The organism is Aeromonas sp. 95A (genome assembly GCF_051919235.1).
Taxonomy (GTDB): Bacteria; Pseudomonadota; Gammaproteobacteria; order Enterobacterales; family Aeromonadaceae; genus Aeromonas; species Aeromonas veronii.
On the sequence record NZ_JBQBFC010000001.1, the window covers coordinates 4,026,854 to 4,052,129 of the forward strand.

A 25,276-nucleotide genomic window follows, 5' to 3' on the forward strand; every position below is an offset into this window, starting at 1 on the left:
CCAAACTCCCTAGAATGTGACGAAAACCGATCCATTCTGGAGTCCATCGTGACATTTCTGACCGAATATGGCCTGTTTCTGGCCAAGACAGTGACCTTCCTGCTGGCCATCGGCGCCATCATCCTGATGATTGTCAGCACTCGCCAGCCGAAAGCGCGCAAGGGTGAGCTGGTGGTGACCGATCTCTCGAGCGAGCTGGAGCAGGGGCAGTTTGCGCTCAATAGCGCGCTCGCCAGCAAGGCCGAGCGCAAGGTGATGGAAAAGCAGCAGAAAGAGGAGCAGAAGAAGCGCGCCAAGGCGGGGGATGAGCGCAGTCGCCTGTTTGTGCTCGATTTCAATGGCAGCATGGATGCCAAAGAGGTGGCCTCCCTGCGCGAGGAGGTGAGCGCGGTGATTGGCGTCGCCCAGCCCGGCGACGAGGTGCTGCTGCGGCTCGAATCTGGTGGCGGCGTGGTGCATGGTTACGGCTTGGCCGCTTCCCAGCTGCAGCGTCTGCGCGATCGTGACATCAAGCTCACCGTGGCTATCGACAAGGTGGCAGCGAGCGGTGGCTACATGATGGCCTGTGTGGCGGACAAGATCCTGGCTGCCCCCTTTGCCATCGTCGGCTCCATCGGGGTGATCGCCCAGCTGCCGAACTTCAACAAGTTGCTAAAAAAGCACGATATCGAATTCGAGATGCACACCGCAGGGCAGTACAAGCGCACCATCACCATGTTCGGCGAGAACGATGATCTGGGGCGCGAGAAGTTTCGTGAGGAGCTGGCGGCGATCCACGAGCGCTTCAAGGCCTTTGTGGCCGAACATCGCCCGCAACTCGATATCGATCAGGTCACGACCGGTGAACACTGGCTGGCAAGTCAGGCCAAGGGGCTGGGGTTGGTGGATACCCTCTGCACCAGCGATGACTATCTGCTGGCGCAGGCCAGCCACCACAAGGTGATCGGCATCAGCTATCGCAAGCCAAAAAGCCTGACCCAGAAGCTGGGGCAGCAGGGTGCGCAGGCGCTCGAAGCGGGATTAGGGCAGCTGTGGCAGCAGAGCCCCTGGCGCTAAGCCTGGCCCTCTGGCGTTAGCCAGAGGGAAATCCCGCGATAAAAAGGCCAGCCGATGCCCACCGGCTGGCCTTTTTGCATCCGGTTGCACCTTGCTGGTGAGCGAGGGTTGTTTCTATTGAGGCCCTCTGTTACAACTGAATGCTTTCCCCGTTTATGACAGGATCTTGTGGTAAGAGCTGCGGGGCATGGAGCATAGCGATGTCATGGAGCACCTTCAGGCAATTTACCCCGCTGGTCTGGATCGTCATTCTGGGCACCTTTATGGTGCGTACCAGCTACTACATGGTGTGGCCCTTCCTCTCCATTCTGCTCTATCGGGAGTATGACCTTTCGGCCACCTTCATTGGCCTGTTGCTGGGGGGCTCAATGGCCCTCTCTACCCTGGTCAGCTTCTACGGCGGCTGGCTCTCTGATCGCTTCGGGCTGCGCAGCATACTGCTGGCCGGTTGTCTGGTGGCGATGATCTGTTTCGGCCTGCTCGGTTTTTCGCACGAGGTGTTCTGGCTCGGGGTTGGGGTGATGGGCAGCGGCCTCTCGTCAGGGCTCATCGATGCCCCCGGAAAGGCACTGATGGCCGACAGTCTGGCCTCGGCCAAGGCGCGGGAGCTGGCACTGCACCTGCGCTATTTTCTGCTCAACCTGGGGGCTGCGTTGGGGCCGCTGCTCGGGGTGACCCTCGGGATCAACGCCCAGCAGGAGACCTTCCTGTTTCTGGTGGTGAGCTATCTGCTGCTGGCGCTGGCCTTTGGCTGGGGCTTTTGCCGGGCTGGCAGCACAGGCAAGCCGGGGACTGCCGGGCCCGGCTTGCGGGATGCCATCAAGGTGTTGCTGGCGGATCGCGCCTTCCTGCTGCTGGTGATGGCCAATCTCCTGATGGTGCTGGTCTACTCCCAGTTTCACTCGCCGCTGGTGCAATACCTGACTAGGGCCGGTATGCCGCAGGTGGCCGAGCTGGTTGCCCTGCTGGTGGCGACCAATGCCCTGACCGTGGTGCTGCTGCAGTTTCCGCTGCTGCGGTTGTTGTCACGCTGGCCGGTGCGGGTGCGGCTTCATATCGGCATGGCGCTCTTTCTGGCGGCCCAGCTGCTCTTCGCGCTGGGGGACCCGATGGTGCGCAGCCACTGGTTTGGTGCCGTGCTGTTGCTCAGCATCGGCGAGACCATCCTCTTCCCCCTGCTCAACGTGCTGATCGACCAGATGGCTCCTACCCACCTCAAGGGGAGCTACTTTGGTGCCAGCGCACTGGCCGGGTTGGGAGGGGCCGCAGGCGCCCTGCTGGGAGGCTGGATCCTCGAGCAGTGGAGCGGGCAGTTGCTCTATGTGCTGATGGCGCTGCTTTGTGTGGCGATTTTTGCGCTCTATGAGTGGGGGGCCAGAGTACAGCGTCCCGCTGTGGCCTCGTCTGTGGTTGAGCGGAGCTGACCCGGTTAATGCGGGGATCTGTGATGCTGAATGTTCAGTGCGTGCTACCCGGCGTCTTCTCTTTGAGCGCCTTCTTGGCTGCGTACATCCTCTCGTCGGCGAGCCGGATCAGGTTTAGCCCGTCGTCGTAGTGCTCCGGCCCGGTTTGCACTATGCCGATACTGAGGGTGAGATCGCCCAGCTGCTCCTTGACGGTGTTGATCAATCGTTTGAGATAGATATCCCGCGCCTGACTCTCGTTGCAGTTGGGCAGGATCAGGCAGAATTCATCTCCGCCATAACGAAAGCAGCTGTCTTCGGCGCGAAAGACCTGACGGATGCAGTTGCCAACGATGCGCAGGATCTCGTCTCCGCGCTGATGACCTTCGGTATCGTTGATTTGCTTGAAGTTGTCGATATCGAGATAGGCGATGGCCATGGGTTCGGCACGGCGCTGACAGGTGCGCAGGCTCAGCAGCAACAGCTCGTTGAGGTGGCGAACGTTGAGCAATCCGGTCAGGGCATCGGTGCGGTTCAGCTCCTCCAGTTGTTTGGTACGCTCGCGTACTTTCTGCTCCAGACTCTTGGCATAGTTCTCCGACTTCTCTCTGGAGGACTCTATTTCCGACACCAGACTGCGAATGTAGGTTTCGAAGACCAGAGTGATGTCGAACAGAAAGAGTTTGTCCAGTGCGGCCAGCATGACGAGGCGCTCCGGCTCATCGTGGATCTGCTCGAACATATCCTCGATCAGCAGGGCTTTGAGGGTGTTGATGGCGGCCAGATAGAGCTTGGGTTCGACCCCGATCCGCTTGTGAACCAACCCGATCCGCAGCCGGTTGTTGACGTACTCCAGATCGTAATGGCCGCTGAAGAGATCGAGCACATAGCGCCGTTGCGCGGTGCGCAACCGTATGAGGGTATCAGCATCCCCGATCAACAGGGCGATTTCGGTGATGGCCGTCTGCTGCTGGTAGAAGCGATCCACCAGGGCGTCGATCCGTGGTTCTATCTTGCTGCAATAACTCGCCAGCCGCGCCACATCCTGCTCATTGAGCAGCAATAACTCCTTGCGATGGGCAATTTCGAAGTCGGTGATCCTCATCTGCTCAAGCAGGGTCTGTTCGGTCGGATTCATCGTCGTCCTCGGTTTATTACTGGGCGTTACGCTGTCCGTGAGGTGGGACAAACAAGCAGGCGTGGCAACTGATAGTGTAGTCAGTGAGGCTGGCGGCGCGCGCAATGCCCCCGTATGGCGGGGGCCATGGAGGGTCAGATGAGGGCTAAAGGGGCAAGAGATCCGGAGGGGGAGGTCAGAACGTCAGCACCTTGTCGGCCGCCAAGGTCCATTGGGCCAGCATCGGCAGGGTGCCGATCTCAATGCCCTCGATCAGCGGCAGGGCGGTGATGCCACGGGCATCGGTGCAGGTCTTGCACAGGCGAATGGTGACGCCTTGCGCCAGCAGGATCTCCAGCATCTGGCGCAGGTTGTATCCCTCGGCCGGTGCCTGACCGGCCAGTGCTGCACTCACCGCATCGGACATCAGGAACAGCTTCAGGCTGGCACCACCCTGTTCGTTGAGGGCGATAGCGAGACGCAGGGCGTTGAACAGGGATTCGCTGCCATAGGGGGCACCGTTGGCAATGACCACAATTTGTTGATTCATAACAGACTCCCGATTGGAAAGAGCGCCATTGTAGAACCAACAGGGTGCCAATTGCGTGATGTTGCACAACTTCTGTCGCACCTTTTTCCCGCTTGCTTGACCCTGCTGCTGATCGAGGTTTTTATGGTCAGCTCGCAAACAAGACCGGATGAATCGAGATGTGGAAAGTATTGGGAGCCGGCTTGCTGCTGTTGGCGGGTCAGGCCTTTGGCAGTGAGGCGGTCGGTTGCAAGGCCCGTCTGCAGGCCGTCAACGACCAGCTGGTGTTTGCCAAAGCACACAACAATGCCGGGCAGATTGCCGGGCTGGAACAGGCCGCGCGCAATATCAAGGCCAACTGTACCGATGAAGGTCTGCTCAAGGAGCAGAAAGAGCGGGTTAACAAACTGCGTGGCGAGGTGGATGAGCGTCTGCTCGAGCTGCAGGAGGCGAGAGTCAGTGGCAAACCGGAGAAGATTGCCAAGCGGCAGGCCAGGCTGGAGGAGTCCCAGACCCGGATGCTGGAGGCCCAGCGGGAGCTGGACAAACTGATCCGGCTGGTCGGCAAGTGATGGCCAGCCGCTGCACGCAGGATCAAAAAAGGCCGATTGCTCGGCCTTTTTTCGTTTTATTGCCTGTGCATCCGCACAAACTTCTCCATCAGCTGATCTTCGGTTTCCACATGAGCTGGATCCCAGATGATGCAGTCGATAGGGCAGACACTGATGCAGGTCGGCTTCTCATAGTGACCGACGCACTCGGTGCAGCGACTGGGGTCGATCTCGTAGATCTCCTCACCCAGGCTGATAGCCTGGTTGGGGCACTCGGGATCGCACATGTCACAGTTGATGCACTTGTCGGTGATGAGCAGCGCCATTTCAGGCCGCCGTGTGCGGGTTGCGGGTATCCTGGCTGTCGCCCAGATTGCGCAGCAGGATGCCGTAGTTCACATCCAGATCTTTCGGGACCGGCACATAGACTACGTGACCGTTGCCCGGCGCGGTGTCGATAAGCTCCCCTTTGCGGTTCTCCATCTGCTCCAGATTGAAACGGACGTTGCCCTGCGGGGTCATCAGCTCCAGGTTGTTGCCCACCAGGAACTTGTTCTTCACCTCGACCTCGACCATGTCACCTTTGCGACCGGTGATCTCGCCGACAAACTGCTGGGTGTCGGAGACGGAGTAGCCGTAGTCGTAGTTCTGGTATTCGCTGTGGTTGTGACGGCGCAGGAAGCCCTCGGTATAGCCGCGGTGGGCCAGATTTTCGAGGGTGCCCATCAGGCTGCGGTCGAACGGACGACCCGCTACCGCATCGTCGATGGCCTTGCGGTAAACCTGAGCGGTACGTGCGCAGTAGTAGAAGGATTTGGTGCGCCCTTCGATTTTCAGGGAGTGAACGCCCATCTTGGTCAGTCGCTCGACGTGCTCGACCGCGCGCAAGTCCTTGGAGTTCATGATGTAGGTGCCGTGTTCGTCCTCGAACGCGCTCATGTACTCGCCCGGGCGGTTGGACTCTTCCAGCAGCACCAGGGCATCGGTCGGCTTGCCAAGGCCTAGCGTGTTGTCCGGACGCACTGCGATGGGTTCCTGACGGTGGACGATCTGGCCCACGTCATCTTCTTTACCTTCGTGCACCTTGTACTCCCAGCGGCAGGAGTTGGTGCAGGTGCCCTGGTTGGGGTCACGCTTGTTGATATAGCCGGAGAGTAGGCAGCGGCCGGAGTAGGCCATGCACAGCGCGCCGTGAACGAACACTTCCAGCTCCATCTCCGGTACCTGCATGCGGATCTCTTCGATCTCGTCCAGCGACAGCTCGCGGGAGAGGATGGCGCGGGTCAGGCCCATTTGATGCCAGAACTTCACCGTGGCCCAGTTGACCGCGTTGGCCTGCACCGAGAGGTGAATGGGCATATCCGGGAAGGCTTCACGCATCATCATGATGAGACCTGGGTCGGACATGATCAGCGCATCCGGCTTCATCTCCACCACAGGGCGCATGTCGCGGATAAAGGTCTTGAGCTTGGAGTTGTGGGGCTGGATGTTGGCCACCACATAGAACTGCTTGCCCAGTGCATGGGCTTCGTTGATGCCCAGCTGCAGGTTTTCGTGATCGAATTCGTTGTTGCGCACCCGCAGGCTGTAGCGGGGCTGGCCGGCATAGACGGCATCGGCGCCATAGGCGTAGGCGTAACGCATGTTCTTGAGGGAACCTGCGGGGGAGAGCAATTCTGGTTTAAACATGGCGGACTCTTTATATCTGATTGCAAATCAGGACGGAACTACCTAATAGTTCCTATTAAACAATGGCTTATCACGTATTTTTTATAGTGTATAGCCGTGTGTAGTCGGGGGTTTCCAAACCATAAATATTTTACCACCAAACCCAACAGTACACAGCTTTGCTGAGTTGATTTCGGTGCAACTGTACTAGCAGAGCGTTAGGTCGCAACATGACATGATGAGTGGGTCTGTGTGAGTCCCTCCGTGCTATCCTGATTCATCAGCTCATCATCACCGACAACCATGAGCTATTTGGAAAGGAGTAACTAGCTGATTCGAGATCAACAGGCACGATTAGTCTCATGGGTAGGGTCAATATTTGTTTTTGCGGACAGTGAGTTAAACTGAAATGTGACAACGACAGGTAGTTATGGGGGACAAGAGATACCCTAATGGCAGTCTCTTGGGTGTGGCCCCATGCAGCGTAAGCTGCAAGATCACAAGAATCCTCCGAAACGAAAATGAGTATCCACTAAATGGCTCGTCTCACAACCTATGTCTGAACTAGGTCCCTAGTAAATCAATACTTCAGCATATCCTCCACGACGGCTAACCGGCCTCGAAAGACGCGATATTCCTTATCATGCTCTAAATCAAGTAGCCTTCATTCTTATCACAGCAATTCTTATTTTTGGCGTGTTTGTCAAGTCCTAACCTTCAAGCTCTCGTGACTTTCTGGTCAATAAAAAGCTTCTAGATCGATGGAGAGCCTTAATCGAGGCTTGTTTGATGTGCCTGTAAGCTGAGTGTCTAGGATTAGCCTGCTCCAGCCGATGTCACTCAAGCGGAACTATCAAGCCAAAATTCGAAACAAAACACAGAAAAACTGAAACAAAATCCGAGAATTTCGTGGCAGGAGTGCGCTACAATGAAACGATACGACGACTGAGATTCATTTGTTATGGAACATTTATCTGAGATTCTTAAAATTCTGGATGGAGCGCTGAAAGCAAATGCAAGTATGGCTACAAACTATGCGGGCTTATTGGCTGATAAACTTGAGCAGAGTGGAGAGACTCGCCAAGCTCTCATGATAAGAGAGCGACTAGCGCGGGCTCCAGCAGCTCTTGCAAGTGCTCAGGATGCATCTAGAGGGATCAGCTTTGGTAACTTGCCAGTTGATGGGGAAAGTCGCTTACACACTGTTGACGTTAGCCATCCGATACTAGGCGAGACGAATTTGTTGCTCCCCAGTGCAATTGAAGAACGAGTATCTGAATATTTAGTCAATATCAATCACTATGATGACTTGGCTAAAGCTGGAGTAGCAATGCCGAGCAGGCTGCTTGTGTACGGCCCTCCAGGCACAGGGAAAACTAGACTCGCTCGTTATGTTGCTGCACGGCTTGAACTTCCTCTTCTAACTGTTCGGTGCGATACATTGGTTAGTAGCCTACTGGGACAAACAAGCCGTAACTTACGCAGAGTGTTTGAATATTCCCAGCAATCTCCATGCATCCTCTTTCTCGATGAGTTTGATGCACTCGCTGGAGCTCGCGGTAATGAAAGGGATGTTGGTGAACTACAACGAGTAGTCATTGCTTTGTTGCAGAATATTGATGCCCTTCCTGATTCAACAATCTTGGTTGCTGCCACAAATCATGATCAGTTACTAGACCCAGCCATTTGGCGGCGTTTTGGCTTTCGCATTCCAATGCCAGCTCCTGATGACTCACTAAGATGTCTGCTATGGGAGCAATTTTTGAAGCCATTTGCACCAACTGGATTAGACATGGATGGGCTTGTAGTTGCTTCCGAAGGAGTTACTGGTGCCAATATCGAGCAGATATGCTTAGATGTAAAACGTAATGTAGTTCTTTCTGGAGCATCAGAAATTGATGAAGCTCAACTTTTTCGTCGCTTGGGATTGACGATTGCACTAGCTAATGGAATTCTCTTATCAACAATTGAGTCTGAAATTAGATGGCTGAGAGCTTGGGATTCAAAGAGATTTTCCTATAGGAGTCTAGCTAAACTCTATAAGATCTCCACTCGCCATGTTACCAATGTTCTTAAGGAGATGAACTTAAATGGCGAAGAAATCTGCTCCACCGTCTAGAGAAGGGTTGAAAGCAAAAGTAGAAAACCCATTTATACATATTCCCTTTTCAAGCCAAGACCTTGGTTCAATTGATCGAGGTGGTGGCGGTGGTGGAAAGATTCTCGTTGAGATAAATGATAACTATAGACAGAATCTTGCCAAAAGCTTGGATATCGCAGCAGGTCATCTTTTGGATGAACAAAGGCAGCACCCAGGATATCAGTCTACTATTATTTTTAAACTCAGAGATATTGGTATAGCTAAGACTCATAGACCTATAACCGTAACTGCTGAGTCAGGACTTGCCTCAGCAGGTCATGCTGCATTAAATGAAATGCTAGTTTCGGGTGGTAGAGAGTCGCTTGATAAATTAAGAAATGTAATTCTTAAGAGAAATACCAAAGCGATTCAAGCAAATCTGAGTGCTATTGAGACCATTGAACCTTGGACTCGTCAGAAACGCAACCCAGAAGGCGTTGACTATTTGTTAGAAAGAGGGCGGGCGATAATAAGACTGTTTCAGTATGCGAAGGATGATTTTAACGTAAGTAATTACAATGGAGCTATTAGCCTATTCCGTTATCTGGGGATAAAGGGTTGTGAATTGCAACGTCACCGTGGGCTTCCACTTTTCTCTGTGGATAAACTAGATCTTTTAGATAAAGATAAACTTGAGTTTCTTCTAACATATCCAGGAATGAGGCAGATTATTGCTGAGCCAATCTTTAGGTCGTCAACGGTTACATCTAATGATTTTAATGCTGACCTGAAAGCAGGTTCATCAATACCTAATTTGTCAATGACACCTACTGTTGCAGTTTTTGATACTGGTGTTAGCCCTAATGCGAGCGCTATATCAGATTGGATTATATCTAAAGATACATATATTCTTCCGCCAGATACTGATTATGCTCATGGTACAGCAGTTGCGTCTTTGGTATCTGCGGGTTCTCATTTTAATAAAGGAAATTCTTGGCTCCCGAATACTCAGTGTACAGTACATGATGTTATTGCACTGGAAGTAAATGGATCTTCCATGAGTGATCTTGAGCTTCGTTTACGTGATGCAGTACGAAAAAAACCAGAAATAAAGGTCTGGAATTTGTCTCTCGGCGCACAGGCTTGCAGCGAGACTGAGTTTAGTGATTTTTCTATGTTACTTGACGAACTCAGTGATGAATATGGGATTTTATTTGTCGTTGCTGCGGGGAATTATATTGATATTCCTCGCCGAAGTTGGCCTAATCCTGCGATAAAAACTGATCGAGTATCAAGCCCTGGTGAGTCAGTGAGGGCATTGACGGTTGCATCAATAACACATGCTGATGGTTCTGGAGCATTATCCATGGTTGGAGAACCGGCACCCTATTCACGTCGTGGTCCTGGTCCAGTATTTACACCTAAACCTGATATATGTCATGTGGGCGGTGGGGTACACACCCCATGGACTGTTGGCTCAAGCAGCTTGAATGTGTTAACACCATACAATCAACTCGCAGGTAATTTTGGTACTAGCTTTGCTGCACCTGTTGCTTCCAGCATGGCGGCACATGCATGGCAAGCCATTTCTGAGCATCCGGAGTTAACTCCTAACCCTTCATTAATCAAAGCATTGATGATTCACTCAGCTCAATTATCATCACCAGATTATAGCCCTTTTGAACGCCGATACTTCGGCTCTGGTAGACCAGATGACATTATGGGTGTACTTTTTGATAGTGACGACAGTTTCACCCTTGTGTTCGAAGCAAATCTTATTCCTGGAATGAGATGGCGAAAACCAAATTATCCTATCCCATCCTCACTAATAAAAGATGGAAAGTTTCGTGGGGAAATAGTTATAACTGCCACTTATGCACCACCTCTAGACCCTAGTGCAGGGAGTGAATATGTTAGAGCGAATGTTGAGCTAAGCTTTGGTGTTTTAGATGGCGACAATATAACGGGAAGGGTTCCAATGGAAGGAGAGGATGGTGACAGTGGTTACGAGATCGCTCAGATTGAGCATGGAGGAAAGTGGTCTCCAGTTAAAATTCATAGAAAAAGGTTCCCAAGAGGGTGTGAAGGGGAAAACTGGGCTCTTCAAGCAGGACTAACATTACGAGCTTTTGAAGCACCTCTAAAAGATGCTTTGCCTGTTTCAATTATCGTTACACTAAGGTCTCTAGATGGCGATCCTAATGTCCATTCTGACGGGATTAGGGCGTTACAGTTGAATAACTGGGTTCATAATCAACTACCAGTCCACGTACCTGTTACAGTGCAAGCATAATACTTACTTCATATTAAGGTCGTCTTTCATGATGGCCTCAATACTGATTTTTTCATATGATTCTAGGCATTAAAATTAGGCACAGTCCCAATTACGTGTTGGAAGGCTAGTCTTGGAATAGGTCATCACCTTGAGGGCATTCATCATGGATACCCAAGTTTTCCAACATCTCCTTACCCTGTTCCCACAACTCTTTGTTCGACAAAGACATATTGCTCAGCGCGGTTGCAGCAGCCCAGTTTGCCCCTCCCATTAATGACCTGCTACCAGATTGCCCTGTGTGTCCCTATTGCTATACACAACCAGACGGCCTGAGTTTTCCCTGGGACTGCATCATCACTACCAGCTCTGTTGGTCTGCTGCATGTGTTATATTCGGCTCAAACATTGAGTTGAATGATGGGCGGGGTCGGCTCATTATTGAAACCCTGGCACGTTGAATGAGGAAATGATGGAACCATTTTGGATTTGGCAACAAGCCGACTGGCCCCATTTTCGTTGGCGGGATAGCGAGATATTGCCCAGATTACGGCAGGTTCAACGCAGACAGGGAATTCTAATCGGTAGTCATTCCAGGTTGGGGAACCCCGACCAAACGTTGGACACGTTATTGGCTAACATCATCGCCTCGTCCGCTATCGAAGGCGAACGTCTCAATGCCCAATCCGTGCGATCTTCCCTGGCTAGGCGGTTAGGGAGCTCACAAACTCAGTCCTATCCAGTATCAGAGCGCTCAGAGGGGCTCGCGGCCATGATGCTGGATGCCATCGACAACCATGAACAACCACTGACAATTGAACGACTTTACCAATGGCATCGTTGGCTGTTCCCTGTCAACGAATGGTCGGTACAGCCAATGAACGTAGGGCAGTTGCGAGGAGATGAGCCGATGCTGGTTGTCTCTGGGCGTGTTGATCGCCCTACCGTGCATTTTGAGGCTCCACCCAGAGCCGCTCTGGACGATCAACTGGCCGAGTTCATCCCCTGGTTTAACCAGACTCAGCATGACCCCACGATGGATCCACTGCTTCGTGCGGCGATCTGTCATTTCTGGTTCGTGACCCTGCATCCCGTTGATGATGGCAATGGGCGGCTCACGCGGGCATTGACCGATCTCGCGCTGTCACAGGCTGACAGCCACAGCATCCGGCTGTATGCCATGTCAGTTGCGATTCTAGAGCTGCGGGGTGACTACTATCGAGCGCTTGAGTCAGCGCAGAGGGGCTCGCTAGATATTACCTCCTGGATCTGTTGGTTTCTCGATACGCTGGATTACACCCTAGAACTGGCATTACAGGTTATTGACCGTTCTCTTGCCAAGACACATTTCTGGTTGCGGCACTGTCATGACGCTCAGAGATCCCCTCATTTTTAGAGACTCAAATAATTCCAAGTGTGCGGGTATATAAGCGGTGTTGCTTCAGGTAGTAGATAAATTTATCCATCAACAAGACCGCATTGGCTTCTTTCATTTTAGGTAACAACTGGTAATAGATGACCCCTTGCCGAAAGAACGAATAGGTTCGGCTCTTGCTGGTATTGACCTTGATCGTTCTCTCTAGACCGACACTGTCTCCAGCCTTACCCAGCAGCGTCAGCAAGACGATGGCCAGGGCACTGAATAAAAACAGTCGGTCGCGCCGGACCGGATTACTGATGTGCACATCTCCCATACCCATGCCGAATTTGTAATCTTTGATATCACGAAAACTGGTCTCGATACCCCAGCGCTGGCCGTATAGTTGCAACGCCTTGGCGGCGCTCAGGTCGGTCCGGTTACTGGCCAGAAACCACGCGTCTTTCATGCCACTCTTATGACAACAATAGACCCGTTCGACAGGCTGTCGCTGCCCAGTTAGCTCCACCGCTTTGAGGGTTCGGGTGCGCCCGGTCGGCGTTAGCCAGTCCCGAGCTGGAACCTGCTCTACACCAGGGTAACCAACCAAAACATTTCCTTTAAATCTAATGAGATAAGCAAAGCCTAGCTCTTGCTCCAGGCGTTCGAACAGCTCCATGTAACCAAAGCCGCGGTCAGCTACTACCGTCACGAAGATACCCTCTGGCAACGTCTGCTTGAGCTTGGTGAGCAGCTCTTTCTCATGGGCATTGCGTTGCCCTTTGAGCAACGATTTCCGATGGGTTTTCCACAGCAGCGGAGTACTGCGACCGTGGTTGGTTTGCAGGCTGATAACCAAGGTACTGTGATCATCGGCATCGAATTCGGTCCAGTCCATGGAGACTACGATCTCGGTACGTTCACCGACCACATAGGGCACCCAATCGTCAAAGAGGCTCCAGACATTGAGCTTGGTGTTAGTGAGCAGGCGATCCACCTGTTTAACCGCATGTTTACGTTCGAGACCGTTGGCCAAGGAGAGGCCACTACCGATGGCGTGGATGGCCAGTGAACCTGACTCGATAACCCCGAGGGTAGCATTGGCGAGGGAAAGAACACGCTTAGCATGCATGTCCTGTCCAAATATATCGTCGATGTGGTTGAGGATTAGTTCGTGGTTAAACATGGGGATAGTCTGTTGGGTATTAGCTGGTCAAGGATGGCGATCATACCTCAGAAGCCGCGCCACGCCTCGCTCATATGAGGGGATGGTTAAGGTCATGACGGTCTCAGTCCAGAGCAAACCAAGGTTGTTAACCGTTTATTGGATGGCGGCCAACAGGGTTTTGAAAATGGCATCAACGCCAGTCAATATCAAAAAGTCGCCGGAGTCAGCAAGGCGACGGCTACACGCCATCTGGCTGAATTGGTGGAGAGGGGGTGCATTGAGAAATTACCTGGTGGCGGACGCAATACACGCTACCAGATCCGCTTGCACACTGAGGGGGTTTGAAAAAGCATCGCCATGGGGGCGTTAATTTCATTTGGTAGATGAGATCTGCGATTGACGTACCAATGACGCTCTTTAGTTAAATGTTGACACCATGATGAGTGCCGTCAGGCATATGAACGAGTAAACTCAGCCGACAGTCATATCTCTCAACAGACCTTTTGAGCGACAATAAACTATTTAGAACATCGGCATCAATTTCAGGAACATCACCCGCCCCGATATTTGAAAGCAGTTTGGTCACAGCGATACGAACTCGCAGCTCTTCGGCATGCTCCTTGGCTCTCTGGACTACCTCGGATGATTCCGACTCGATGATATCCTCTAATGTCCTCCCCATACGGTGCTCCTACTACAGATAGAATTAAAGGCCCACGCCGAGCAGGCATGGGCTCTCAGCACTAGATCAAGAACTCTTCCAATGCTCGACCATTAGCCACTGCTTCTGAGATGGTCTTGGGCATGCGGCCCTGACCAGTCCAGGTCTTTTCCTGGCCATCTTCGATGTATTTGTATTTTGCAGGACGGGGAGCGCGCTTGCTCTTTACTGTACCCTCTGCTTTTGCAGTGGTTGCAGTACCAACCAGCTCACTCGGATCTATGCCAGCGCCTTTCAGCAGCTCGGCAAACTCAGCCAGTTTTTGCAGGCGCTCGGCAGATTCCTCTCTCAATTTGGTTTCTTGCTGCTCACGCTCAGCAAAAACCTCATCCAATTTTTCTTTAACTTCGACCAGTTGCTCAAATGACAACTCACGCAATGCAGCTCGCAGACTACGGATATTCAACAAAGTTTTCAAAAAATCGTTCATTTTTATCCTCATGTATCACACTTTTATATCAGTGAAATTATCTCTCAACCCCAGCATTAGCACCACTGTTTTTGGCACCAAGACGATTGTAGAAGTAGCATTATTCAAAAAGACGTGAGCGAAATCGCGTTCGGATCTGTTTAGTGGCCTAGCTCCAACCTGCAATGAAACTATGTAACCAAAAATTAAATCTAGGTGGTAGTGAGCGTTGAGACCACCTCACCAGATGAGCCGATGAACGATCTTGATCGGCTCACGAAATGAGCCGATTGGAGAATATCATTGGCTCACAGAATGAGTCGATGATAGGAAATAGTTCTCTCCACACAACCTCGAATATAGGGGCATACTATTCAGATTATCTCCCTATTAGAATAATCACGCCCAAATGTATTTGGGTCTGCGGCCTCATAGTCATCGTCAAACATATGATCCCCGCGATGCATCTCCCTCATTGTTGCGAGTATACCGAAAAAACACATTTCACACAGATGCACCAGATAACGCTCACCATCGTGACAGGAACCATAGCCAAAATCCGCCGATAACGAGCCGTATTGATTGGTTCCAAAATTCGTTTTTGTACTACGACCACAGACATCACAGAGAATGTCAACGACCTGTTCTGTTGGCACAATTTCTTTTACGAGCATGCTAAGCTCCTAATCTGATGAGAATAGGAGTTATCATACGCGGACTGACTATATATGGTGCAACCTGTTTTTAGTTACTTTTTGGTATCCATGCGAATGAGAGCTTTCACCTCGACAACAGTGGCACCGATAGGAACATCTATCGAACTCAATAACTCGCCATTTTCAGTTCTGGTAACCTCGGGGTCGCATTTGTACCAACACCATTCTCGGCCAGTTTTTGTGTCGGCTGCCTCTAAGATTCCACAACGATAATCAAAATTGATGGTCACTGAATGTTCTCTCGGCTAGCTAGCTTGGTTATAGCATAGTAAATATATGAGAATTCAAGTCTCATAAAGACCCCAGATAGAATTATGCCCAGAGATTCACGAAAAAGTTGGTATTGCCCGAATGGGGCGCTTCAACCTCTGTATCCTGTGCCTCATCCAACAAAGTCCTCAGACCCATCGCCATCGCCACATGGAACAGATAGGATAAGGTAATCTGGTATCGTAGGTTCAGGGGAAATTTCATCATGTCCTATGCGAGTTATCATCCAGGTAAGGCTACGGCCTCTACTAAGACAATATTTGACTCTCTTGGCATACCGAGTGACCCGTTGGGGGCACATCTATGGATCGTGGCTGGCGTAGCTCCTGGCAGCATTCATCGACTGGCTGAATTGATGAGTGCAGACATAGGTTTGATATGCCGCTTAGTAAGCATTAGCCGCCACACTGTTGCTCGCAAGCTGAGGATTGGGGCTCCCCTATCAATCTCTCAGGGTGCCAGGGTATACGGCGTTGTACAGGCCCTCGATGCGGCACTATCCCTCAACAAGAACGATACTGCCAAGGCGTTGTCATGGCTAAACAGACCAGCCTGGGGCCTCGGTGGCGTGGCTCCAGCCACATTGCTGAATACACCGATGGGGGTTCAGGCTGTTGTGAATTTGGTGGGACGGATTCAGCATGGGGTGTGCGTATAAGCAATAAGTCGGGGGGCGGTGAGAATAAAACCATCCAGATTGGCCAAATTTCCACCAAACAGAATTATTTTCAAACTTTTTCACATCCCCCCACTTGAAAAATTCGGAAAACTGTCCATTTACTAATTATGAGAGCTATAAATTAATTTTTTCCATTTCAACATTCCGCTGCTGCGCAGCGAAGAGAAACCAGTTTTATTACCCCCTATAAGCTATTTTATTAAATAAATTAAATTTAAAGAGCACTGATAAATTAAAGTTCCTTAACTTGGCTTAAGACATCAATGCTCCATCACTCAGTAATAAATTATATTCATATAAACAGAAAACAGAAAACAGAAAGCAGAAAATAGAAGTTAAAGCATAATAAAAATGTGGCTATATTCGCCCTGTAGGGCGGAAAATTAAAAAGGCGTTTTTGCAAAGCATGATAAACCTACCTGTGCAAGCGCTTCTCTGCTATCATCCGCAGCCCATGAACAAATCGCATACTGGTGTGACTGTAACGCTGCCCTAACCCCTCCCTCTGCGGCTCCTGCCGCCTGACTCTGGTTGTCACAACCGGAGCGCTTTCTTACACCCATTAGATCCCAATACAACAATCTGATCCTGCCCGAACTCCATCTGACCCCCAAGCCGATGGGTGCGTTGTGCTATGGATCCTAAACAAGCGAGAAAATCTCCCCATGCTAGAACGTGCAAGACAAGAATGGTTCTCCAACATCCGTGGTGACCTGTTAGCCGGAATCGTGGTCGCCCTGGCGCTGATCCCAGAAGCCATCGCCTTCTCCATTATTGCTGGAGTAGACCCCAAAGTCGGCCTCTATGCCTCCTTCTGTATCGCCGTGGTCATAGCCTTTGTTGGCGGTCGTCCAGGCATGATCTCGGCAGCCACAGGCGCAATGGCACTCCTGATGGTGACCCTGGTCAAAGAGCATGGCCTGCAATATCTGCTGGCAGCAACTCTGCTCACTGGGGTACTCCAGATCGCGGCTGGTTACTTGAAGCTCGGCAGCCTGATGCGGTTTGTCTCCCGTTCCGTGGTCACCGGCTTCGTCAATGCGCTGGCGATCCTCATCTTTATGGCCCAGTTGCCTGAGCTCACCAACGTCACCTGGCAGGTCTATGCCATGACAGCAGCTGGTCTTGGCATCATCTATCTGTTCCCGCTTATTCCGGTGGTTGGCAAGCTAGTGCCTTCTCCGCTGCTCTGCATCGTCATCCTGACGGCAGTCGCCATCACCATGGGCATCGATATCCGTACTGTAGGCGATATGGGCGAGCTGCCCGATACTCTGCCCATCTTCCTGTGGCCCGAAGTGCCGCTCAATCTGGAGACGCTGGCGATCATCTTCCCATACTCCGCAGGTCTGGCTGTGGTCGGTCTGCTCGAATCCATGATGACGGCGGCCATTGTCGATGACCTGACGGATACCAGCAGCGACCGCAATCGCGAATGCAAGGGCCAGGGGATCGCCAATATTGGTGCGGGCCTGATGGGTGGCATGGCGGGCTGCGCCATGATTGGTCAGTCCATCATCAACATCAAATCCGGTGGTCGTGGCCGCCTCTCTACCTTTGTCGCAGGCACATTACTCATTCTGATGGTTGTCTTCATGGATGAGTGGATCCGCCAAATCCCCATGGCCGCATTGGTGGCCGTGATGATCATGGTTTCTATCGGAACGTTTTCATGGGATTCACTGCGTAACCTCAAAAAGCACCCGCTCTCCACCAATATCGTGATGGTGGCAACAGTGGCTGTGGTCGTTGCTACCCATAACCTGGCACTTGGGGTATTTGTCGGGGTACTGCTCGCCTCCTTGTTCTTTGCCAACAAGGTTGCCCGTTTCATGCTGGTCAAGAGCGACTGCGAGCGCAAAGGTGAGGTGCGTACCTATCTGGTTCGGGGCCAGGTGTTCTTCGCCAGTGCCGAACAGTTCTTTGCCGGATTCGACTTCAAGGAGGTGGTAGAGAAAGTGGTGATCGACCTCACCCATGCCCACTTCTGGGATATCACCGCTGTCACCGCACTGGACAAGGTGGTCATCAAGTTCCGCCGCGAGGGCACCGAAGTCGAGCTGATTGGCTTGAACGAAGCGAGTACCACTATCGTTGACCGCTTTGGCGTTCACGATAAACCGGAAGAAGTTGAAAAGCTGCTGGCTGGACACTGATCACAAGAAGGAATTTACCATGACAAACATTTTTGCCTGTATCGATGGTTCACCTGCCATGACAGCTGTGTGTGATGCTGCGGCATGGGCCGCAGCCAACACTGGGTTACCTGTCACTCTACTGCACGTATTGGAAAAAAATGAGTTTGAAGGACAAGCCGATCTCTCCGGCAACATCGGCCTGGGCAGCCGCGAGCATTTGCTCAAGGAGCTCGCCGAGCTGGATCACCAACGCAGCCGTCTCGCCCATGAACAGGGGCGCATTCTGCTGGACAGTGGCAAGGAATATCTGGCTGGCTTGGGGGTGTCAGGGGTCGAGGCCCTGCAACGCCACGGCCAGTTGGTCGAGACGACCCTGGAACTCTCATCCGGTATGCGGATGTTGATCATGGGCAAGCAGGGCACCGCCCATGCCCACGAACTGATTGGCAGCAATATCGAGAACGTCATCCGTACCTTGGCTAATCCCATCATGGTAGTGCAGCCGGGCTTTCAGGCCCCAAGCCGCTTCCTGTTTGCCTATGACGCCAGCCCGACCACCAAGAAGGTGCTGGAATTGATCGCAAGCAGTCCTCTGCTCAAGGGGCTGGAGTGTGACTTGGTGATGGTCGGCGAACCGAGTGATGAGCACGAGCGCCAGCTGGCACAAGCCAAACAGTTGTTGAAGAGTGCGGGTATCAGGGTTGAAGCAATGCTGCTGCAAGGAGAGGTGGTGCCAGTTGTTTGCCAGCATGCAGAAGAGGTAGGCTGCGACCTTATTGTGATGGGGGCTTACGGTCACTCGCGCATTAGGCAATTTATTGTTGGAAGTACGACAACGGCCATTTTAAAAATGGCGGAAAGAAGCATACTGCTGTTAAGATAGTTAGTCGTGCGCTAAATACAAAAAGGATGAGTGGAACAACCACTCATCTCTTACATTACGGATATTATAAATAATTCCTATTCTATATGGATTCCTAATAGTACATATTTACCATACTAGCACGAGATCAGGATATGCTATCTTTGACTGTTGTACCTAACAATTTGATAAGTATCGCATGTCCCCTCTTAATAACCGTTTGCAAATGCAATTACTTAGTGTAAAACGCATAAAGTGGTGTTTCATGCATTGGAGATATTATGTCTAAAAAACTCGAACACGGACGTTATTCAATAGAGCTTCATGCTGATTGTATCGTCATATGTGAGTTAATAGGTACATTCAATAAGGAGGGTGTGGCAGCATGGATTTTAGAAATGCATTCGACTATTGAAACAATAAAAGAAAAACCATTTGGCCTACTTATTGATGTAAGACATTATGCTGGTGCGACAGAAGACGCCCTTGAAGCGGCAGATAGTTTTCATCAATGGTTGGGAAATAGCATGCTAGTGTGCCAGGCGCATGTAATATCCTCACCAACGTTGTACTCAATTTCGATAAGTAGGCTCCCGTCACTTAAGCTGCATGAAGTAAAAAGTTTTTTAAGAATTGATGAAGCCTGCGCATGGATTGTAGAGAAACTAAAAAAACAAAATAATATAGTGTGATTAAGTGCGGTGATACTGAATTTAAGACATGGAATTAGTCTAGAAATGCAAGCTATAGAAAATTAGTATCTATAAGCAGCTTTCCAATAAGTATACATATCTACTTATATCATATTAGATGTTACAGTCCGCATGAAGCTAAAAAACCACCTAAAAGATCTTGAAATAGCAGTAATGACTATATATTCCGGCTCAAATCACACCTTGGATTGAAATATGGATTTCTTTATGCGATAGATTATTTCTTTTAGAAAAATCGTCAACGCAGATAGAGTAGGAAATTCTACAACGCTTATTAGCTTGAAGATTACATATCAACTTTGACTCATCAAGATATTATAACATTTTTCTACAAGAGGAGAAATCGGCCTGTCTTTCAATAAAACGATAAATAATGGGCGAAATCTAATAGAAATAGGCATAACAGAAACATCATCAGCATATCCTGATTCACGCACCACCCGAGAAGACACCAGCGAAACTCCTAGTCCCTCAGCAACAGCTCTGACTATTCCTTCAGTACTACCATATTCAATGCACCGTATAGGGATAATGCCTTGATTTTCTAACCATAACTCTGTTGCTTCTCTCGTTCCTGAACCAGGTTCTCTTAACAACCAAGTGTGTTGTGCCCAATCATGTTCATATGTATCTGATGTTAGGGATGTAATAAGACAAAGCTCATCATCATGCCAATGACATGATAAGAGGCGAGGATCACTCAGTGTTCCTTCGACCAATCCGATATCGATTTGACAGTCTAATAACTGCTGTCCTATATACTGCGTATTTCCCGTAGTTATTTTTAGGTCAATATCAGGAAAACGTTGTATAAGTTTTGATAAATATGGTCGAAACCAATACCCAGCAATTGTGCTACTTGCTCCAATTGTCAAGCGCCCTTTCTTCATTCCAATTCTGGCTTGCATATCATCAATGGCAGCACGCTCTAACATGTATATTGCATGCGCATGGTCAAATAGCACTTGCCCATGCTCAGTCAAATGAATCCCTTTTCGGCTTCTACCTGAACCTCTTTCTAGTAATGGAAGCCCTATCTGACGCTCTAACTCACTAACTGCTTTTGATACCGCTGGCTGGCTAATACAAAGATGTGTGGCTGCATTGGAAAAACCGCCCTCACTTGAAACCGTATAAAAAATGCGCAAAAGGTGTAGGTTTATAACCATAACTGTAGGTTATCCATTGTTAATTATTATGTATTTTTATTATCAATTATCAAGGCATATAATGCTATAACACAGTAAATAAGTATAGAAGACCACTCAATGCCTCATTCGTCTGTTGTACATGATAATAATTCGTTTTTGAAAAGTAGCCTAAAAAGCTACCAGTGGTGGCTAGGCATCATACTCGTAGCGATAATTGCCGCAATGAGTATTTTAGCTAGTAAACTGGATGTTGCAACTCATATGGGCCTTAGTGCGCTTACTTTGGCTATTGTATTTGGGATTTTTATTGGAAACACCTTCTTCCCTCGTGTAGCAAATCATACTGCTATAGGTGTAGATTATGCTAAAAATAAATTACTTAGAGTTGGCATTGTTCTTTATGGCTTCAGAATAACCTTCCAGCAAATAGAGGGGATAGGCTGGGCAGGAATTATCATAGACATATTAATGATCAGCTGTACGTTTATCTTGGCTTATTATATTGGAACAAAACTATTAAGACTTGATAAACAGACAACAATGCTAATTGGTGCAGGAAGTTCCATTTGTGGTGCAGCTGCGATAATGGCTGCTGAACCTGTGATCAAGGGCCAAGCTCATAAGGTTTCAGTTGCTGTTGCTACGGTGGTTGTATTTGGAACTATTGCTATGTTTCTATACCCACTAATTTATCCCTATTTAGATATAAGTGCTGAACAATACGGCATGTTTGCTGGTTCAACAATTCATGAAGTCGCACAGGTAGTGGCAGCAGGCCGTAGTGTCAGCGAGGATGCAGCAAATACGGCCGTGATTGTTAAGATGATTCGTGTCATGATGCTCGCACCATTTTTAATAGTATTATCTACATGCATCGGTAAAGAGACTCATGATACGTCCCATAAAAGCAATAGCATTACTATACCATGGTTTGCGGTATTATTTATTGTCGCCAGTGGAATAAATTCCCTTAACATTATACCTCCACACATTGTCAATTACTTGATTGATATCGACAGTATATTGCTTGCAATGGCTATGGCCGCTCTTGGATTACGTACTCACATTGGTGCAATACATCAAGCGGGTGTAAAACCTTTGATTCTTGCTGCCATACTATTTCTATTCCTTTGTGTAGGTGGTTTTGTTATAAATCTAGCCGTATTAATTTTATTTTGAATATTAAAAGAAAATGGCAAAGATCTCATTTGATAATGTAATCCCACTTTAATATAAAAATTTTTTTCCATCATATAAAAATATAAATCAAGAGTGCAATTAAATACATTGCATCCAAATGCAAGATGTATCTTTCAGAGACATCTTGCATTGTGATGTAGAGCATCAATAATAATGCATCACACTTACTGTGATTTTAATTAAATCAGTTACTAACTACTGAATTTTTTTAGTAGAAATCATTAGCAAAAAGTGCTTTAATGAACATCCTGAATGCCAATTTAATGTGTAACATCGAAGGTGTTTGACATGCATGGAGTTGCGTTATTTTTGCATATTTTAGGTGCAACAATCTGGACTGGCGGGCATATTATACTCGCTCTAATAGTTCTCCCTAAAGCACTAAAGGAATCGTCAACGAAAATATTACTAGACTTTGAATCTGTATACGAGAGAATTGGAATGCCTGCCTTAATAACGCAGATAGTCACGGGTATTTACCTGGCATTGAACATTGAGAGTGATGTACTAAATTGGTTTAACGTTGATAACAGGGTTACAAATGTTATTCTCATTAAATTGGCATTACTTACACTCACTACCTGTTTTGCAATAAATGCTAGATTTCGTGTAATTCCGAATTTAAATGAGTCTAATTTAGCTTTAATGGGATGGCACATTCGAGCAGTGACGATCATATCTATCCTATTCGTTTTTGTAGGCGTTTCATTCAGAACAGGATGGTTGTATTAAAGTTATAATGAAACTAATAAAAGCAATGTTAGATAAATCATCACTTGGTGCATAATATTATGTATGCCAAGTGGTGATTTCTTCTTAACCCAATACAAGGCATACATATGATGTGATATTTTATAGGAAATATAGGGGGCTATCCCATACACCTAGTTTATAGTTCGATTATGTGCCCACACTGCCACTTCCACTCTTGATTTCAAGCTTAATTTTTTTAGTATATTTTTCACGTGAATTTTGACTGTTCCTACAGATATAAATAATTCTTGAGCGATTAGCTTGTTTGAAAAACCGTTTGACATAAGCTTTAGCACATCTATTTCTCTATGGCTTAAAGAATTTATCGAGTTAGCTGCTTTTTTTGATTGCTTAATATAATGATCTGAATTACAAATCTTTAATATTGAAGGGCTCGCCACAAATGAAATAGAATAAATTGATCTTATTGACATTATAAAATCAGATGGCTCTATGTCTTTGAGCAAATATCCATCTGCTCCTGCCCTGAAAGTCTCAATTACATCCATTTCAAGGTCGGAACATGTGAAAATTATGACTTTGCATTTCAACCCATGTGCCTTTATTTTTTTTAACGTTTCAAGACCGTTCAGTATGGGCATATCAAGATCTAATATTATTACATCCGGCTCGTAAGTAATTGCCAGCTCTAGCCCTTGTTGGCCATCACCTGCTTCTGCAACGACTTTAATGTCAGGATCTGTAGATAAAAGCTCTTTTATTCCACTGCGTAGAATGGAATGATCATCAATCAATAAAGTTTTTAGTGGCGATGGTGGTCTGTTTGATTCAATGTTATCCATAACTAGGGCTCTATTATATTATTAATGCTCTGATTTCAAATCGAAATTTCAAAAATGTAAAAAATACTGATATTTACTTCAGTCCCAACCGCTTGGCTAGGCGGTGTAAATTACCACAATCAATATCTAAGGCTCGTGCTGTTGCAGCCCAATTATCATTATGATCTGCTAGTACCTTTGTAATTAGCGCAGACTGAAATGCATCCGTTGATGCTCTCAAACCCATTTGGTTAGTGGCGAAGTCATCAATATTTTCGGTAGGACTTATGCCAGATTGAGGCATTGGTGGTATAGCTATACTGAAGTGATGGGTTGCAAGCGTCAGAACCGAACTTCGTTGCTCTGCTCTCGCCAATACAGCACCACGATGAATGGCATGCTCCAGTTCGCGCACATTACCAGGCCAGCCATAGCCCTTCAAAAGATGCAGTGCTTGAGGTTGGATCCGCAGTTGCTCTAATCCCATACTCACTCGACAGCATTCGCAAAAGTAACCAGCCAACAAGGAGATGTCATCCTCTCTGTCTCTCAGGGCTGGTACATGTATAGGGAAAACACTCAGGCGATGATAGAGGTCTGATCGAAACTCGCCATTGATGACCGCTTTCTTCAAGTCTCGATTCGTTGCAGCAAGCACACGTACATTGACTTTCAGTGGGGTATCATCACCAATCCGCTGCAAGTCTCCATATTGAATGACACGTAGCAATTTTGCCTGCAATGATAAGGATAATTCTCCAACTTCATCCAGGAACAACGTGCCTTTATCCGCTAGTTCAAATTTACCCGCACGGTTATGAATAGCGCCTGTAAACGCTCCCTTTACATGCCCAAATAGTTCACTCTCTGCTACTGATTCCGGTAGGGCTGCGCAATTGAGATATACCAATTTTCGATCTGTACGTGGCGAGCCAAGATGTACAGCTTTTGCTATTAACTCCTTACCTACACCCGTTTCGCCCAAAATCAGGACGTTTAAATCAGTATTAGCAACTATATCTACCTCATGCTTTAGCTGCTGCATCGCCTGAGAATGCCCGATTATCTCGAACCTATCTGCACCTGTTGGTGTTGAAGGTATTAATGGCTCACTGCTCTGGCGAGCTAAACGCTCTAGTAGTAATGAGTTACTTAACGCCGCTGCCGCTAGCGCACCAATTAAACGCAACTCTTCATCGCTAATGTCATCAAACTGAGCAGGATTCATTCCATCTATGGTCAATGCACCAATCAAGACTTGATCGGAGAACAGAGGCAAACCAACACAAGCATGCACCTTAAATTCTGCATGATCAGGGATCAAGCCATCATAGGGGTCTGGCAAGCTACTATCTGCCGGAAAGCGTACTACGTCACCAGCACGGGCAATTGCCTCCATGCGTGGGTGCTCCTTGATGGCGAAACGGCGTCCTAATACGTCCTGCATTAAGCCATCGATGGCGAGCGGGATGAACTGGCCTCCTTCGTACCGTAGCAAGGCTGACGCATCTGAGTTCAGTAGGCTGCGAATACTCTGGATAAGGCGGTGGAATCTGTCTTGATGTGAAATCCCCAGCTGTATGTCTATAGCAATACGAGCCAAACTGTCTGTCGAAATCATTGTTAGTGTCCAAATGACATTGATGCTGTCATTTAAACAATATCAATACTATGTCATTTTA

24 protein-coding genes and 1 pseudogene are annotated in these 25,276 nt (G+C 48.7%); 14 read left to right on the forward strand and 11 right to left on the reverse strand.

What is annotated here, in order from left to right; genetic code table 11:
• Positions 1-48 precede the first annotated feature (48 nt).
• Positions 49-1,056 (forward strand): protease SohB, encoded by a 1,008-nt coding sequence (sohB, locus tag ACTG2U_RS18470; protein WP_439974906.1) that lies wholly within the window; start codon positions 49-51, stop codon positions 1,054-1,056.
• A 200-nt stretch (positions 1,057-1,256) separates the two neighbouring features.
• Positions 1,257-2,480: an MFS transporter gene (locus ACTG2U_RS18475; protein WP_439974907.1), complete on the forward strand. Its 1,224-nt coding sequence runs from the start codon at positions 1,257-1,259 to the stop codon at positions 2,478-2,480.
• A 34-nt stretch (positions 2,481-2,514) separates the two neighbouring features.
• Here the strand turns inward: ACTG2U_RS18475 and ACTG2U_RS18480 are convergent, their stop codons facing one another.
• Both ACTG2U_RS18480 and ACTG2U_RS18485 read right to left on the reverse strand, forming a co-directional pair.
• Positions 2,515-3,597, reverse strand: a complete 1,083-nt coding sequence (locus ACTG2U_RS18480) for a diguanylate cyclase domain-containing protein (RefSeq protein ID WP_159144170.1) — start codon at positions 3,595-3,597, stop codon at positions 2,515-2,517.
• 175 nt (positions 3,598-3,772) lie between these two features.
• Complete coding sequence (locus ACTG2U_RS18485) at positions 3,773-4,126, reverse strand: DsrE/DsrF/TusD sulfur relay family protein (RefSeq protein WP_041210722.1); 354 nt, start codon at positions 4,124-4,126, stop codon at positions 3,773-3,775.
• A 158-nt stretch (positions 4,127-4,284) separates the two neighbouring features.
• On the opposite strand from ACTG2U_RS18485, the gene ACTG2U_RS18490 reads away from it, so the two are divergent.
• Positions 4,285-4,677 carry a DUF1090 domain-containing protein gene (locus tag ACTG2U_RS18490; RefSeq protein ID WP_005334898.1) on the forward strand — a complete coding sequence of 131 codons (393 nt, stop codon included), beginning with the start codon at positions 4,285-4,287 and terminating at the stop codon, positions 4,675-4,677.
• A 56-nt stretch (positions 4,678-4,733) separates the two neighbouring features.
• Here ACTG2U_RS18490 and ACTG2U_RS18495 read toward each other — a convergent pair whose 3' ends face one another.
• Positions 4,734-4,982 carry a YfhL family 4Fe-4S dicluster ferredoxin gene (locus tag ACTG2U_RS18495; protein ID WP_005334896.1) on the reverse strand — a complete coding sequence of 83 codons (249 nt, stop codon included), beginning with the start codon at positions 4,980-4,982 and terminating at the stop codon, positions 4,734-4,736.
• A gap of 1 nt (position 4,983) precedes the next feature.
• Positions 4,984-6,345 (reverse strand): prephenate-dependent tRNA uridine(34) hydroxylase TrhP, encoded by a 1,362-nt coding sequence (trhP, locus tag ACTG2U_RS18500; protein ID WP_005334895.1) that lies wholly within the window; start codon positions 6,343-6,345, stop codon positions 4,984-4,986.
• 940 nt (positions 6,346-7,285) lie between these two features.
• Here trhP and iteA point away from each other — a divergent pair.
• The 4 genes and pseudogenes from iteA (at position 7,286) to ACTG2U_RS18520 (ending at position 12,071) form a co-directional block, all read left to right on the forward strand.
• Complete coding sequence (gene iteA / locus ACTG2U_RS18505; protein WP_118854724.1) at positions 7,286-8,443, forward strand: anti-phage ATPase IteA; 1,158 nt, start codon at positions 7,286-7,288, stop codon at positions 8,441-8,443.
• Complete coding sequence (iteS, locus tag ACTG2U_RS18510) at positions 8,415-10,697, forward strand: S8 family anti-phage peptidase IteS (protein WP_139442192.1); 2,283 nt, start codon at positions 8,415-8,417, stop codon at positions 10,695-10,697. The genes iteA and iteS overlap by 29 nt, the downstream gene beginning before the upstream one ends.
• A gap of 450 nt (positions 10,698-11,147) precedes the next feature.
• Positions 11,148-11,381, forward strand: a pseudogene (locus tag ACTG2U_RS18515) (DUF4172 domain-containing protein); the annotation flags it as partial.
• Positions 11,382-11,447: 66 nt separating this feature from the next.
• Positions 11,448-12,071, forward strand: a complete 624-nt coding sequence (locus tag ACTG2U_RS18520; protein ID WP_439975135.1) for a Fic family protein — start codon at positions 11,448-11,450, stop codon at positions 12,069-12,071.
• Between the two features lie 4 nt (positions 12,072-12,075).
• Here the strand turns inward: ACTG2U_RS18520 and ACTG2U_RS18525 are convergent, their stop codons facing one another.
• Positions 12,076-13,218, reverse strand: a complete 1,143-nt coding sequence (locus ACTG2U_RS18525; RefSeq protein WP_041204923.1) for an IS4-like element ISAs18 family transposase — start codon at positions 13,216-13,218, stop codon at positions 12,076-12,078.
• Positions 13,219-13,356: 138 nt separating this feature from the next.
• Between ACTG2U_RS18525 and ACTG2U_RS18530 the strand changes: the two genes are divergently transcribed.
• Complete coding sequence (locus tag ACTG2U_RS18530) at positions 13,357-13,545, forward strand: hypothetical protein (RefSeq protein WP_439974908.1); 189 nt, start codon at positions 13,357-13,359, stop codon at positions 13,543-13,545.
• Positions 13,546-13,621: 76 nt separating this feature from the next.
• Here the strand turns inward: ACTG2U_RS18530 and ACTG2U_RS18535 are convergent, their stop codons facing one another.
• The 3 genes from ACTG2U_RS18535 to ACTG2U_RS18545 all read right to left on the reverse strand — a co-directional run bounded on the left by ACTG2U_RS18535 (position 13,622) and on the right by ACTG2U_RS18545 (position 15,004).
• Entirely contained in the window at positions 13,622-13,882 is a 261-nt protein-coding gene (locus tag ACTG2U_RS18535; RefSeq protein ID WP_042020035.1) for a hypothetical protein, read from the reverse strand.
• 61 nt (positions 13,883-13,943) lie between these two features.
• Entirely contained in the window at positions 13,944-14,351 is a 408-nt protein-coding gene (locus ACTG2U_RS18540; protein WP_139441704.1) for an H-NS family histone-like protein, read from the reverse strand.
• 353 nt (positions 14,352-14,704) lie between these two features.
• Entirely contained in the window at positions 14,705-15,004 is a 300-nt protein-coding gene (locus ACTG2U_RS18545; RefSeq protein WP_236563321.1) for a hypothetical protein, read from the reverse strand.
• 517 nt (positions 15,005-15,521) lie between these two features.
• Between ACTG2U_RS18545 and ACTG2U_RS18550 the strand changes: the two genes are divergently transcribed.
• From ACTG2U_RS18550 to ACTG2U_RS18565, 4 genes are all read left to right on the forward strand, one after another.
• Positions 15,522-15,974, forward strand: coding sequence for an antitoxin Xre/MbcA/ParS toxin-binding domain-containing protein (locus ACTG2U_RS18550; protein ID WP_236563322.1), 453 nt, complete (start codon positions 15,522-15,524; stop codon positions 15,972-15,974).
• A gap of 686 nt (positions 15,975-16,660) precedes the next feature.
• Entirely contained in the window at positions 16,661-18,151 is a 1,491-nt protein-coding gene (locus tag ACTG2U_RS18555) for a SulP family inorganic anion transporter (RefSeq protein ID WP_236563323.1), read from the forward strand.
• 19 nt (positions 18,152-18,170) lie between these two features.
• Entirely contained in the window at positions 18,171-19,016 is an 846-nt protein-coding gene (locus tag ACTG2U_RS18560; protein WP_042024862.1) for a universal stress protein, read from the forward strand.
• Between the two features lie 260 nt (positions 19,017-19,276).
• Positions 19,277-19,687 (forward strand): hypothetical protein, encoded by a 411-nt coding sequence (locus tag ACTG2U_RS18565; RefSeq protein WP_128815196.1) that lies wholly within the window; start codon positions 19,277-19,279, stop codon positions 19,685-19,687.
• 314 nt (positions 19,688-20,001) lie between these two features.
• On the opposite strand, the gene ACTG2U_RS18570 is transcribed toward ACTG2U_RS18565, so the two are convergent.
• On the reverse strand, positions 20,002-20,877 hold the full coding sequence (locus ACTG2U_RS18570) for a LysR family transcriptional regulator (RefSeq protein WP_080768715.1): 876 nt from the start codon (positions 20,875-20,877) through the stop codon (positions 20,002-20,004).
• Between the two features lie 99 nt (positions 20,878-20,976).
• On the opposite strand from ACTG2U_RS18570, the gene ACTG2U_RS18575 reads away from it, so the two are divergent.
• Both ACTG2U_RS18575 and ACTG2U_RS18580 read left to right on the forward strand, forming a co-directional pair.
• Positions 20,977-22,038 carry a YeiH family protein gene (locus tag ACTG2U_RS18575; protein ID WP_439974909.1) on the forward strand — a complete coding sequence of 354 codons (1,062 nt, stop codon included), beginning with the start codon at positions 20,977-20,979 and terminating at the stop codon, positions 22,036-22,038.
• Positions 22,039-22,347: 309 nt separating this feature from the next.
• Complete coding sequence (locus ACTG2U_RS18580; protein ID WP_082034777.1) at positions 22,348-22,791, forward strand: CopD family protein; 444 nt, start codon at positions 22,348-22,350, stop codon at positions 22,789-22,791.
• Between the two features lie 152 nt (positions 22,792-22,943).
• On the opposite strand, the gene ACTG2U_RS18585 is transcribed toward ACTG2U_RS18580, so the two are convergent.
• Both ACTG2U_RS18585 and norR read right to left on the reverse strand, forming a co-directional pair.
• Positions 22,944-23,615 (reverse strand): response regulator, encoded by a 672-nt coding sequence (locus tag ACTG2U_RS18585; protein ID WP_080768714.1) that lies wholly within the window; start codon positions 23,613-23,615, stop codon positions 22,944-22,946.
• Positions 23,616-23,688: 73 nt separating this feature from the next.
• Positions 23,689-25,215, reverse strand: a complete 1,527-nt coding sequence (gene norR / locus ACTG2U_RS18590) for a nitric oxide reductase transcriptional regulator NorR (protein WP_139442186.1) — start codon at positions 25,213-25,215, stop codon at positions 23,689-23,691.
• Between the last annotated feature and the right edge of the window lie 61 nt (positions 25,216-25,276).